The organism is Arthrobacter sp. zg-Y40, from assembly GCF_020731535.1.
In the GTDB taxonomy this organism is placed as follows: domain Bacteria; phylum Actinomycetota; class Actinomycetes; order Actinomycetales; family Micrococcaceae; genus Arthrobacter_B.
Genome location: NZ_JAJFZS010000008.1, coordinates 700,399 through 712,636, shown reverse-complemented (window position 1 = coordinate 712,636; position 12,238 = coordinate 700,399). Strand labels below are relative to the sequence as shown.

The following is a 12,238-nucleotide window of genomic DNA, read 5'->3' as shown; positions in this document are numbered from 1 at the left end:
TGGGTCCGTCGCCTTCAGCCTCATCCGATCAGCTCGGTTCTGGCACCCCACTGGGACATGATCTCCCGCTGGAGTTCGTCAACCCCGAACCCGGTGAGTGAGTTCGTCAAAACTACGGGCCTGTCTTCACGCACCCGGTGCGCGTCCGACTCCATCACCCCGAGATCCGTGCGGACATACTGTGCAATGTCGATCTTGTTGATGACCAGGATGTCGCTGTCGGTGATGCCGGGACCCCGCTTGCGCGGCATCTTCTCGCCCTCTGCGGTGTCCAGCACGAACACAAACACGTCCGCCAGTGCAGGGGAGAACGTCAGCGTCAGATTGTCGCCGCCGGATTCGTAAATCAGTGTGTCGATCTCGGGAAACCGTTCCAGCATTTCGGCCCCTACGGCCAGGTTCATGGTTGGGTCGTCGCGGACGGCAGTATGCGGGCACGACCCGGTCTCGACGCCCATCACGCGCTCGGGATCGAGGATACCGGCCAACTCACGGCGCACGTGGTGGGCATCCTCCTGGGTGTAGATGTCGTTTGTGATGACGCCGGGGGTGCGGCCGGCCTCGATCAGCAGCGGAACGAGCGCCTCCGTCAAAGCTGTCTTGCCGCTGCCAACGGGTCCGCCGATGCCGATCCTCAAAACGTTCTCGCTCATGGGTTCCTCTTTTTCGGTGTAGATGTCGTTCTTCCGTATGCGCCATTCAGCTGGAGAACAGCCGCGCCTCGGCCCTTTCGTGCCGGGCCGACATCACGTCCGCCATGGGCGCGCAGCCGCCGAGGTCAGCGAGATCGCGCTCAAGGGCGGCATCCGTCGCCTGCTCGATCACCCCGGACGTTTCCAGCAGGATGGCCTGCGCCTGCCGGTGGTCGGTCAGCCGAAGCCGGAGCGCGGCCCCGACGAAGCTCGCCGAAAAGGCGAACAGGTCCGCTGCAACAGCGTCCCTGGCGTCAACCCCGTTCGCCGCATACACCACAGCTGCGGCGACGGGCTGGCACCCGGGGGTGCTGCGCACCCGCACCCGCTCCCGGTATTCGGCTAGCAGCGCCTGTTGAGTCAGCTCGGCGCCCAGATCGATCAGCTGGTGCCCGCTGCGTACCGAAGCGGTGCGCATTTCGGCGTTCAGCTTTGAGGCGAAGAGCCGTTGGTCGATCTCCTGGACGAGTTCGACGTCGCCGTCCGCCGCCGCGCGGTGCGCGGCGGCGAGTGCGGTTGCGTCCGAAGGCCCGACGGCGTGCAGCAACAGCTCGCCCAGCAGCTGCTGCACGCCGTCCCGGCCCACCAGGCGGGCCTGGCTGTACCCTTCGAGACTGTGTGACATCGTGTAAAAGCCGCTGGGGAAAGCCGAGTCCGCGAACTGCAGGGCTGTCAGCAACTGGCGTACATCCGTCATTCGGTGCCCCTAGGCGAGGAAGAACAACTGGGTCAACGGCAGCGACTGGGCCGGAGGGATCGTGGCCAGCGTGCCGTTGTATGTCACGTTGTAGGTCTCCGGGTCCACCTCGATGTTCGGTGTGGCGCTGTTGCGCACCATGTGCTGCTTGCCGATGCCGCGGCAGCGGTGCACCGGGAACACCTGGCTCTGAAGCCCGAGCTTCTCCGGCACACCCTTGTCGATGGCCGCCTGGGACATAAACGTTGCCCGCGTGCTCTGCAGCGCCTTGCCCTGCGCACCGAACATTGGCCGGTAGTACACCGGCTGAGGGGTCGGCAGTGAGGCGTTCGGATCGCCCATGAGTGCCCAGTTGATCAGTCCGCCTTTGACGATGAGCCGGGGTTTGGCGCCGAAGGATTGGATCGGCCAAAGCACGATATCGGCCATCTTGCCCTCTTCCAGTGAGCCGATGTAGTCGGACACTCCCTGGGTGATGGCCGGGTTGATCGTGATCTTGGCGAGGAAGCGCAGCACCCGGAAGTTGTCGTTGTCCGGGCTGTCCTCGGGCAGCTTGCCGCGCTGGTCCTTGCAGTGGTGGGCGATCTGGAAGGTGCGCATGAACGACTCGCCAATGCGGCCCATCGCCTGGGAGTCGGAGGAAACCATCGAAATGATGCCCTCGTCGTGGAAAACGGTTTCGGCGGAGATTGTCTCGGCCCGCACCCGGGAATCGGCGAAGGCGACGTCTTCCGGGATGTCGTGGGAAAGGTGGTGGCAGACCATCACCATGTCGAGCAGCTCATCGACCGAGTTGACGGTGTAGGGAAGGGTCGGGTTCGTCGACGACGGGAGGACGTTGGGGTGCCCGGCCACCTTGATGATGTCCGGGGCGTGTCCGCCGCCGGCGCCTTCGGTGTGGAAGGTGTGGATGGTGCGCCCGTCGATCGCGTCCAGGGTGTTCTCCACGTAACCGGACTCGTTGAGGCTGTCGGTGTGCACCGAGACCTGCACATCGTAGTGATCTGCCATGGAAAGTGCATTGCTGAGCGCTGCCGGGGTGGTGCCGTAGTCCTCATGTACTTTGAGTCCGGCCGCCCCGGCCTCGATCTGTTCCATCAGGGCCTCCGGCAGCGATCCGTTGCCCTTGGCGAGGAAACCCATGTTCACCGGCATTCCCTCGGCGGATTGGAGCATCCGGGCGAGGTTCCAAACACCGGGGGTGGTGGTGACGCCGTTGGTGCCGTCGGTTGGCCCGGTGCCGCCGCCGAAGATGGTCGTGATGCCGTTGGAGAGGGTCGCCAGCGCCTGTTCCGGCGAGATGTAGTGCACGTGCGAATCGATGCCGCCGGCGGTGGCAATAAAGTGTTCGCCGGCCAGTAATTCAGTGCCCGGTCCAACCACCAGCCGCGGATCCACCCCGTCCTGGGTGTGCGGGTTGCCGGACTTGCCGACGCCGGCGATCTTGCCGTCGCGCACACCGATATCGCCCTTGACCACGCCAAGCACTGGATCCAGGATGATGGCGTTCGTGATCACCAGGTCGAGCACGCCTTCCGCGGCGGTCGCCTGCGGGTCGGCAGCCATGCCGTCACGGGCGGTCTTACCACCGCCGTAGACAACCTCGTCGCCGTAGTGGCCTTCGTTGTAGTCCTTCTCAATCTCGATCACCAGGTTCGTATCGGCCAGGCGGACCCGGTCCCCGGTGGTCGGTCCAAAGAGATCGGTGTACTGCTTGCGCGAGATCTTCGCCATCACTTCTTCCCTTCTCCTGCGTTACCCGTTTTCGCCGGGTTGCCCGTGTTGCCGGCACTGGGTTTGGCATTCGGTTTGCCGTTCTGGAACTTGAGTTCGTTCATCCGGTCCATCGCCCGAATTTTCGTTGCCGCAGAATCGAGCCCGCCGTCTACGAGGTTGTTGAAGCCGATGACCCGGCGGTTGCCGGCGTAAGCCGTCAGGGTTACCTCTTTGGTGTCGCCTGCCTCGATGCGGATACCGGTGCCTGCCGGCACGTCAAGGTGCATGCCGTAGGCGAGTTCGCGTTCAAACAGAAGCGCCTTGTTGGTTTCGAAGAAGTGAAAGTGGGAGCCGATCTGTATGGCCCGGTCACCTGTGTTGCTCACCAGCAGCTTGACGCTCGGCCTGCCGGCATTGATCTCGATCTCTTGTTCTCCGTGGTCATAAGTGGGGCTGCCCAGCATGGTGATTCCTTCCCTTGCGGCGCCGCGCGGCCGCACATGGTGTTTCAGTGGGGGATTCCGGTCAGCTCGAGCCGATCGGGGCGGGGTGGTGATGGGTGTGGCCGTCGCCCGCCCCGTTGCTGTGGATGTGGGAGTGGCCGTTAGCCTCCTCGAAGGCGTGCGAGTGGGCATAACCGTGACTGTGGTCAGCCTGAAGGCCTGCCTCAATGCCGGTACGGCCGTGCCCGAGGGCGTGCAGTGCGTCATGGACCCGTTCGCGGATGACGCGCAGAACCGCCTGTTCGCTCAGCAGGGCACCGTAGAAGCCGGTGTCGGCAAGTGCGCCTTCGCCGAAGGGGACAGCTTCGCCGTGCACGGCGGCCACCCGGCGGAACCCGGCCGGTACAACCACCGTTTCCGTACTCCCAAGCAGCCGCATCCGCCGGACAGCTTCCAGGAGTGCCTCCGTGTCCTCGACAGCAGCCGTTTCCACCGGGTTGCCGGCCCCGTGGGTCCGCACCAAATGCGCGATGCGGTGGAGTTCGGCGTCGTCGAAGGGGTTGGCTGCATCTGCAACTATCAACACGGCTGCGCGCGGTGTGCGCCGGCGCACCTCGACGGCGGCGGTCCGCAGCCACGCCGTGAGGTGGTCGGCCGTGCCGAAAGCGTCCGCCAAAGCCAGCGGCGCGGCGGCGCTGTCCCGGGCGCCTTGGGCACCGAGCCATTTGAGCGTCTTCGCCGTGTCGGCCACGAGAGTCGGGTTGCGCCCGAAAGTCATTGGTAGCACGACGATTGGTGCCGCCTCCGCGCCGGAGATGTTCCGCGCGCGCAGCCGGGTGAGGGTGTTGTGCAACGGCCGTCCGGCGGGGGTGACGAGAGCGTCGGGGATCAGATCGGTGAGGAAGGAGAAGTCCGCGCCGTTGCCGCTCTCGTGCCCTCCGACCAGGACCACCGTTGCACGCGGCTCGGCGGGCCCGGTCAAGTCACACCCCAATGGGATCGTGACAGGAGACCAGCTTGCTGCCGTCAACGAAGGTCGCCTCGACCTGCAGGAGAGGCAGCCGCTCACGCACGCCGTCCATGCATTCGGACTCGGAGACGATGGTCTTGCCGAGCTCCATCACCTCAGCAACGGTCCGTCCGTCGCGGGCGCCCTCCAGGATTGCCTCGCAGATGAGGGCGGTTGCTTCGCTGACACTCAGCTTGGTTCCCCGGTCGCGCCGCTTCCGGGCCAGATCAGCAACCTGGTAGATGTAAAGCTTGTCGATTTCTTTGGGAGTGAGGTTCATTTCTTTACCTTCAGCCGCAGTTGCGATGCTATCGAAACCGCTCCCTTGGCGTACGGGCCAAGCTCGCTTGCAAACCACGCTACGCGGACCCCGGCGGGGCCAACACCCCGTCCACCCGGATGCCGGAGCAAAACCCTGCATTGGGTTTGCCCGGGCTCGAAAGACAAAAAGCCCGGACCGCAGCAATCGCGGTCCGGGCCTTGATGCCTGGGATGTGGGAGGCCTAGGACTCCAGGGTGGCGTCCATGGTGATGTCGATTCCTGCCAGGGCCTGCGAGACGGGACAGCCGGTCTTTGCGGATTCGGCGAGGTCATCGAACTGCTCGGCGGTCAGACCGGGGACCACGGCGGTGACCGTCAGGTGGCTGCCGGTGATACCGGTGCCCGGGACGAAGGTGACATCGGCGGAAGTCGAGATCCGCTCGGCGGTCTTGCCCGCCTCGGCCAGCGCATTGCTGAAGGCCATGGAGAAGCAGGCCGAATGGGCCGCGGCAATGAGTTCCTCCGGGCTGGTTTTTCCGTTGGCCTCCTCGGCACGGGCCTTCCACGTGACGTCGTAGGTACCCAAACCGGAGCTGTCGAGGGTTACATCGCCCTTGCCGTTGAAGAGGTCGCCGTTCCAAACGGTGTGGGCTGAGCGGACTGTAGCCATGGGGGGCTCCTTAAGCAGTGATGGGATGGGGCCGGTGGAAACCGGCGCCATCCCATCCTATTTCCGCTGGTGTGCGGACTACCACATGGTGGCGAGGGCGATGTTGACGATCGTGAGGATGCCGACGCTGTTGGCCAGGCCGGCGGAGACGGGCTCATCCTTCTTGTAGCGGCGCTGGCCGATGAACGCGAGCACGGCAATGACCAGGGCGATCAGGAGCTTGATGCCGATCTTCAGGTGGTTGACGTCGCCGTCGCCCGCCTCGGCGATGGCCACCAGGGCCAGTCCGGTGACCAGTTGGAGCAGTGCGCCGTGGAACTGGCCCGGCAGCACCGTCGGGTTCTTGATCCGCGCGAACCACAGGCCAACGATGATGGCCGCACCGAGGATGTGCAGGAAAACAAGGAAGCTTTGAAGGATATCCATGCTTCCAGTTTACTGACGCACTGTCAGCACAACGGCCCGATCACGCAGTGCCGCCGTAACTTTTCTACAACATGTAGAGAAATTGCGGCGGCCTTAACGACGCAGGGCGCCCTCCCGTACGGGAGAGCGCCCTGCGTCCTTAAGGCTGGAACCTAGAGGCCCAGGTCGGCCTCGAAGTTGCCCTCTTCCAGGCGTGCCTTCAGCGTCTGCAGGAACCGGCCTGCGTCAGCGCCGTCCACCAGGCGGTGGTCGTAGGACAGGGACAGGTACATCATGGAGCGGATGGCAATGGTGTCGTTGCCCTCGGCGTCGGTCAGGACGACGGGACGCTTCACGATGGCGCCGGTGCCCAGGATGCCTACCTGCGGCTGGTTGATGATCGGGGTGTCGAACAGGGCACCCACGGAACCGATGTTGGTGATGGTGAAGGTTCCGCCGGAAAGCTCATCCGGTCCGATCTTTCCGGCCTTGGTGCGCGATCCGACATCGCCGATGCGCTTGGCAAGGCCGGCAATGTTCAGGTCGCCGGCATCCGCGATGACGGGAACCAGCAGGCCCTTCTCGGTATCCACCGCAATCGCCAGGTGTTCGGCGTCGTGGTACGTGATCTGCTGGGCGTCGGAATCGTAGGACGCGTTCAGCTTCGGGTGCTGCTTCAGTGCCTCGGTAACAGCCTTGGCGATGAAGGGCAGGAAGGTGAGCTTGGCGCCGTTCTGCTCCAGGAAGGAGTTCTTGGCCGAGGCGCGCAGCTTAGCGATGCGCGTCATGTCCACTTCCTGGACCTGGGTCAGCTGGGCCGAGACCTGCAGGGATTCGACCATGCGGCGGGCGATGGTCTGGCGGATCCGCGGTGCCTTGACCGTGGTGCCGCGCAGCTTCGCGCTTTCGTCGCTGATCTTCGCCGGGGCTGCCTTGTCAGAAGCGGCGGAGGACGACGCCGGCGCTGCAGCGGGCTGCGGGGCGGCGGACTTCTTTGCTTCGGCGGCTTCGAGGACATCCTGCTTGCGGATGCGGCCGGCGACGCCGGAACCCTTCAGCGTGGACAGGTCCACGCCGTGCTCGTTGGCGAGCTTGCGCACCAGCGGAGTCACGTAGGTGCCGCCGTCGTTGGAAGCCTCAGCCTCGGGAGCTTCCTGCTTCGGTGCTTCAGCCTTGGGGGCTTCCTGCTTCGGCGCTTCCTGCTTGGGAGCTTCCTGCTTCTCCGGCTCAACAGCCGGCGCTTCGCGCTCGTCCTTGGAAGCGGCCGCTACCGGCTCGGCTTCCTTCGGCTCGGCCTTGGCGGGAGCGCCCGCACCGGAACCGATAACGGCGAGTACGGCGCCAACCTCAGCGGTGTCATCTTCATTGACCCGGATCTCCAGCAGCTTTCCGGCCACGGGGGAGGGAATCTCAGTGTCAACCTTGTCGGTGGACACCTCAAGCAGCGGCTCGTCCATCTCGACGTCGTCGCCCACGGCCTTCAGCCAGCGGGTGACGGTGCCTTCGGTGACGGACTCACCCAGTGCGGGCAGGGTGACCTCGGTGCCTTCGCCGGAGCCGGCGGAGGAACCTTCGTCGGCAGCGGGAACCTCTTCGGCTGCGGGGGCAGGAGCCTCTTCAGCCGGGGCTTCCTGCGCGGGGGCTTCCTGGTTGGCGGCGCTGCCGCCGTCGTCCTGCTGGGAATCGGAGCCGGAACCGTCGCCGATGCGCACAAGCGCGGCGCCGACCTCTGCGGTCTCGTCTTCGGCAACGAGGATTTCCTCGATCACACCGGCCACGGGGGAGGGGATCTCCGTGTCGACCTTATCGGTGGACACCTCGAGCAGGGGCTCGTCGACCTCAACGCGGTCGCCGACGTTCTTCAGCCAGCGGGTGACGGTGCCTTCGGTGACGCTTTCACCAAGGGCGGGTAAGTTCACGGTTTCAGACATATTGTCCCCGTTTCTCCTTATTAGATCTTTTGTGACCAGCCGTACCGCTGGTGCTGGTGATGAATTCCCCGGCGCATCCGGTGCTCCGTCTGCGCCGGGGGAGTGAAGCTTAGGTATTAACCGTGAAGGGGCTTGCCGGCCAGGGCCATGGCTGCCTCGCCCAACGCTTCGTTCTGCGTCGGGTGGGCGTGGATCAGGCTGGCAATATCCTCAGGGTACGCCTCCCAGTTAACGATCAGCTGGGCCTCGCCGATCTGCTCGCCGATGCGGCCGCCGATCATGTGGACGCCGACAATGGGGCCGTCCTTCTCGCGGACCATCTTGATCAGGCCGGAGGAGCCGAGGATGGAGGTCTTGCCGTTGCCGGCCAGGTTGTATTCCTGGACCTCGACGTTTTCGGCGCCGAACTTGTCCTTGGCCTTGGCTTCGGTCAGGCCGACGGAGGCGATTTCCGGCTCGCAGTAGGTGACCTTGGGGATGTTGACGTCTTCGACGACAACGGGCTTCAGGCCGGCGATCTCTTCGGCCACGAAGATGCCCTGCTGGAAGCCGCGGTGGGCCAGCTGCAGGCCGGGGACAATATCGCCCACGGCGTAGACGTTGCCGACGCCGGTGTGCAGGCGCTCGTTGGTGATGACGAAGCCGCGGTCCATGGTCAGGCCCGCTTCCTCGTAGCCCAGGTTGGCGGTAACCGGGCCGCGGCCCACGGCCACGAGCAGCAGATCCGCTTCGTACTTGGTGCCGTCGGCCAGCGTGACGACGACGCCGTCGTCGTTCTGCTGGACGTTGTCGAAGAAGATGCCGGTGCTGAACTTGATGCCACGCTTCTTGTAGGCACGTTCGAGCTGCTTGATGATGGCTGCGTCTTCGTTGGGGACCAGGGAGGGCAGGCCCTCCACGATGGTGACGTCCACGCCGAAGGAGTTCCATACGGAGGCGAACTCGACGCCGATGACGCCGCCGCCAAGGATGACCGCGCTCTTGGGCACGGTGTCCATCTTCAGGGCCTGGTCGGAGGTGATGACCTTGCCGCCGATTTCCAGGCCCGGCAGTGAACGGGAGTAGGAACCGGTGGCCAGGATGATGTTCTTGCCCGTGTAGGTCTGGCCGTTGACCTCAATGGTCTTTTCGCTGGTGAGCTTGCCTTCGCCCTCAATGACGGTGATGCCCTTGGACTTGATCAGGCCCTGCAGGCCGCGGAACTTGCCCGCAATGATGTTGTCCTTGTAGGAGTTCACCGCCGTCATGTCGATGGAGTCGAAGGTGGCGTTGATGCCGTACTTGGAGGCCGTCTTGGCGTTCTCGGCGATCTCCGCGGAGTGCAGGAGCGCCTTGGTGGGGATGCAGCCGTTGTGAAGGCAGGTCCCGCCCAGCTTCCCCTTTTCAATGAGACCTACGGAGAATCCCAGCTCCACCGAGCGCAGAGCTGCGGCGTAGCCGCCACTGCCTCCGCCGAGGATCAGGATGTCGAACTCTTGCGCAGCTGCCTTATCGGCCACTTGGACGCTCCCTCGCGTAATCGTTGACGCGCCCATGCGCGCCGGTGAGTATTTGGGCGTTTGTGATCAGGTCTCACCCTATCGCCCCCTACCACCTGCATCCACTTGGGGACAGGCGGTAGGGGGCGAAGTGTAATGAGAAACACCAGCAACAAACGTCAGTTCCGTTTCACGGAACCGGATCGGATGCTATGAAGCGCGGACGACCACGTCTTCCGCGTAGGCGACCAGGGTGCGGACGGCGACGCCGGTGCCCTCCTTCGGGACGTACCCGTACGGAGCGCCCTCGTTGAAGGCGGGGCCGGCAATGTCCAGGTGGGCCCAGGGGATCTTGGTGCCGTTGACTTCGCCCACGAATTCGCGCAGGAACGTGGCGGCGGTCATCATGCCGCCGAAACGCTCGCCGTGGTTGGCAATGTCAGCCACCTGGGAATCCAGGCTGGCACGCAGTTCCTCCGGAATGGGCATCGGCCAGAACAGCTCGCCGGAGCGGTCCGCTGCAGCCTTGACGGCGTCGCGGACACCTTCTTCACCCATCACTGCCGAGACCCGGTTGCCCAGCGCGATCATCTGCGCACCGGTGAGGGTGGCGACGTCGATGATGACGTCGGGGCCTTCTTCGCTGGCGGCAACCAGGCCGTCGGCCATCACGAGCCGGCCTTCGGCGTCGGTGTTCAGGACCTCAACGGTGCGGCCGCCGTAGGTGGTCATCACGTCGGAGGGCCGCTGGGCGGTGCCCGAGGGCATGTTCTCGGCAATGCACAGCCAGGACGTGACCTTGACCGGCAGGCCGAGTTCGGCGATGGCCAGGAGGGCGTTGAGCACTACGGCCGCGCCGCCCATGTCCGACTTCATCGCCTGCATGCCGGCGGCCGGCTTCAGGGACAGTCCGCCGGAGTCAAAGGTGATGCCCTTGCCCACCAGGGCGAGCTTGGCCTTCGGGCGCAGCGGCGAGTACTCGAGCTTGACCATGCGCGGCGGGCGGGCGGAGCCCTTGCCGACGCCCAGGATGCCGCCGAAGCCCTCGCGTTCAAGCTTCTTTTCATCGAACACGGTGACCTTCACCGGCAGGGACTTCGCCAGGTCCTTGGCTGCGGCGGCGAAGGTTTCCGGGTACAGGTGGCTGGGCGGCTGGTTGACCAGGGTGCGGGTGGCGTTCACGGCCTTGCCGAGGATGCGGGCGCGCTCGAGGGCGGGTTTGAGTGCCTTGTCATCAGCGGCGGCCGTGATCACGGTGATCGCCGAAACCGGAGCGGGGACCTTCTCGGCGGTGGCGGCGCTGCGGTGCTCGGTGAAGCTGTAGGCGCCGAACAGGGCGCCTTCGGCGACGGCGGCGGCGTCCGCCACCGTGCCGGCCGGAAGGGCCAGGGCTACTGAGGCGGTGCCGGCAATCTGGCGGACAGCCGAACCGGCAGCCCGGCGCAGGGTCTCTTCCGAGATGGCGACACCGGGGGACACGGCACCCAGGCCGGTGAGGACGAGCATGTCCGCATCAACTTCGGGCAGTCCGGGCAGGCGGTGGACCTGGTCGGCGGCACCGGTGACGCCGAGCATGGGCAGCGAAGCAGCCAGGGCAGCGGTGGCCTTGGGGGAAAGCGGGCTCTCGATCAGGACGGGACCGTCGGGGGTCTGGCCTACGCCGACTACGAGGGCGTTGGCGGAGACTTTCCGCCCGTCCTTGGCTACTGCCGACAGGCTGGGCTCACTGGCTTTGTTCACGAAGCTGCTTCCTCACGTTTCTGTGTTGCTTTGCCGTTACCAGACCGATCGTAGTCTCTTGCCGTGTGCCTGCTGCAACGTTGCGCGCCGCAGCACGGTCTCGGGGCGTGCGTGCAGGGGCGCAGTGCCGGGGCGGGGTGCGGAATGAATCGGGTACCTGCGTGCGTTTACCCTTGAGTAAGGGGCGCAGCAGGGCTGATACCGCAGAATGCGGGACGGCATGCGGCGCCAACCGCTTTGGAACGAGCCGCCGGGAGGGGTAAGACATGCTTGATCCGTTGACCCTGTTTAATTTGAATCCTGAGGTGGCGGACTCCGCGGACCTCCACGGACTGAAGCTTCTGGCCGGCTTTACCGGTTTCGCCGAGGCCGGTCATGTGGTCAGCCAGATCCGTGACGAACTCTTCGACGCCCTGGATTATGACCTGGTGGCTACCTTCGACGCGGACCAGCTGATCGACTACCGGAATCGCCGGCCGCAGATCTCCTTCATCGAAGACCACCTAAGCGACTATGAACCGCCGCGGCTTGAGCTGTACCGGATGTACGACGGGCTGGGGGAGCCGTTCCTCTTCCTGACCGGGTTCGAGCCGGACCTGCAGTGGGAACGCTTCGCCGCCGCTGTGCTGCACCTGGTCGATCTCTTCGAGGTGGAACTGGTCTGCTGGGTCCACTCCATTCCGATGCCCGTCCCGCACACCCGCCCCATCGGGGTCACTACCCACGGGAACCGTCCCGACCTGGTGGAGGGCATCAGTTCCTGGACCCCGATTGCCCAGATACAGGCCGCCGTCGGGCACGTGCTCGAAATCCGGCTCACCGACGCCGGCGTCGACGTCGTCGGCCAGGTGGTCCACGTACCGCATTACCTCGCCGAGGCTGAGTTCCCGCCCGCCGCCGTCGCCGGCCTGGAATACCTGGGCGCTGCCGCCTCGCTGGTGCTGCCCACTGACCGGCTGCGCGAAGCCGGGCGCGACGTCGAGCGCCAGATCACCGAGCAGGTGGAGGCCTCCGCCGAGGTCAAGGGCGTGGTGGCTACCCTGGAGAAGCGCTACGACCAGTACACCGAAAGCATCGTCACGCGTTCCCTGCTGGTCAAGGACAACGATGAACTGGCCAACGCCGACGAAATCGGTGCCGCTGTGGAGGCCTACCTGGCCAGCCCGCAGGCCGAAGAGGAATCCGAAGCCCTGTG

Annotated in this window: 11 protein-coding genes and 1 pseudogene; 1 reads left to right on the top strand and 11 read right to left on the bottom strand. The window is 65.1% G+C overall.

Going from position 1 to position 12,238, the window contains the following annotated elements; genetic code table 11:
* Window positions 1-20 precede the first annotated feature (20 nt).
* The 11 genes from ureG to LJ754_RS10725 form a co-directional block, all read right to left on the bottom strand.
* Window positions 21-653, bottom strand: a complete 633-nt coding sequence (ureG, locus tag LJ754_RS10775; protein ID WP_227910901.1) for an urease accessory protein UreG — start codon at window positions 651-653, stop codon at window positions 21-23.
* A gap of 46 nt (window positions 654-699) precedes the next feature.
* Complete coding sequence (locus tag LJ754_RS10770) at window positions 700-1,317, bottom strand: urease accessory protein UreF (RefSeq protein WP_227926554.1); 618 nt, start codon at window positions 1,315-1,317, stop codon at window positions 700-702.
* Between the two features lie 81 nt (window positions 1,318-1,398).
* The gene (gene ureC, locus LJ754_RS10765; RefSeq protein WP_231706214.1) at window positions 1,399-3,123 is read right to left on the bottom strand and encodes an urease subunit alpha; all 1,725 of its coding nucleotides are present in this window, start codon (window positions 3,121-3,123) and stop codon (window positions 1,399-1,401) included.
* Window positions 3,123-3,569: an urease subunit beta gene (locus LJ754_RS10760; protein ID WP_227910904.1), complete on the bottom strand. Its 447-nt coding sequence runs from the start codon at window positions 3,567-3,569 to the stop codon at window positions 3,123-3,125. The genes ureC and LJ754_RS10760 overlap by 1 nt, the downstream gene beginning before the upstream one ends.
* Before the next feature lie 61 nt (window positions 3,570-3,630).
* On the bottom strand, window positions 3,631-4,530 hold the full coding sequence (locus LJ754_RS10755) for a hypothetical protein (RefSeq protein ID WP_227926552.1): 900 nt from the start codon (window positions 4,528-4,530) through the stop codon (window positions 3,631-3,633).
* Window position 4,531: 1 nt separating this feature from the next.
* A complete protein-coding gene (locus tag LJ754_RS10750) occupies window positions 4,532-4,837 on the bottom strand; it encodes an urease subunit gamma (protein WP_227902226.1) in 306 nt (101 codons plus the stop codon).
* Window positions 4,838-5,060: 223 nt separating this feature from the next.
* Window positions 5,061-5,489 (bottom strand): OsmC family protein, encoded by a 429-nt coding sequence (locus tag LJ754_RS10745; protein ID WP_227910906.1) that lies wholly within the window; start codon window positions 5,487-5,489, stop codon window positions 5,061-5,063.
* 78 nt (window positions 5,490-5,567) lie between these two features.
* Entirely contained in the window at window positions 5,568-5,915 is a 348-nt protein-coding gene (locus LJ754_RS10740) for a hypothetical protein (protein ID WP_227910907.1), read from the bottom strand.
* Between the two features lie 152 nt (window positions 5,916-6,067).
* The gene (sucB, locus tag LJ754_RS10735) at window positions 6,068-7,825 is read right to left on the bottom strand and encodes a 2-oxoglutarate dehydrogenase, E2 component, dihydrolipoamide succinyltransferase (RefSeq protein WP_227926551.1); all 1,758 of its coding nucleotides are present in this window, start codon (window positions 7,823-7,825) and stop codon (window positions 6,068-6,070) included.
* A 116-nt stretch (window positions 7,826-7,941) separates the two neighbouring features.
* Entirely contained in the window at window positions 7,942-9,324 is a 1,383-nt protein-coding gene (lpdA, locus tag LJ754_RS10730) for a dihydrolipoyl dehydrogenase (protein ID WP_227926550.1), read from the bottom strand.
* 189 nt (window positions 9,325-9,513) lie between these two features.
* Window positions 9,514-11,043 carry a leucyl aminopeptidase gene (locus tag LJ754_RS10725; protein ID WP_227926549.1) on the bottom strand — a complete coding sequence of 510 codons (1,530 nt, stop codon included), beginning with the start codon at window positions 11,041-11,043 and terminating at the stop codon, window positions 9,514-9,516.
* A 266-nt stretch (window positions 11,044-11,309) separates the two neighbouring features.
* Here LJ754_RS10725 and LJ754_RS10720 point away from each other — a divergent pair.
* Window positions 11,310-12,203: pseudogene (locus LJ754_RS10720) on the top strand (proteasome assembly chaperone family protein); the annotation flags it as partial.
* Window positions 12,204-12,238: the final 35 nt, after the last annotated feature.

Coding starts and splice junctions, on each gene's coding strand:
- ureG (WP_227910901.1), bottom strand. CDS start 653: ATGAGCGAGAACGTTTTGAGGATCGGCATCGGCGGACCCGTTGGCAGC.
- LJ754_RS10770 (WP_227926554.1), bottom strand. CDS start 1,317: ATGTCACACAGTCTCGAAGGGTACAGCCAGGCCCGCCTGGTGGGCCGG.
- ureC (WP_231706214.1), bottom strand. CDS start 3,123: ATGGCGAAGATCTCGCGCAAGCAGTACACCGATCTCTTTGGACCGACC.
- LJ754_RS10760 (WP_227910904.1), bottom strand. CDS start 3,569: ATGCTGGGCAGCCCCACTTATGACCACGGAGAACAAGAGATCGAGATC.
- LJ754_RS10750 (WP_227902226.1), bottom strand. CDS start 4,837: ATGAACCTCACTCCCAAAGAAATCGACAAGCTTTACATCTACCAGGTT.
- LJ754_RS10745 (WP_227910906.1), bottom strand. CDS start 5,489: ATGGCTACAGTCCGCTCAGCCCACACCGTTTGGAACGGCGACCTCTTC.
- LJ754_RS10740 (WP_227910907.1), bottom strand. CDS start 5,915: ATGGATATCCTTCAAAGCTTCCTTGTTTTCCTGCACATCCTCGGTGCG.
- sucB (WP_227926551.1), bottom strand. CDS start 7,825: ATGTCTGAAACCGTGAACTTACCCGCCCTTGGTGAAAGCGTCACCGAA.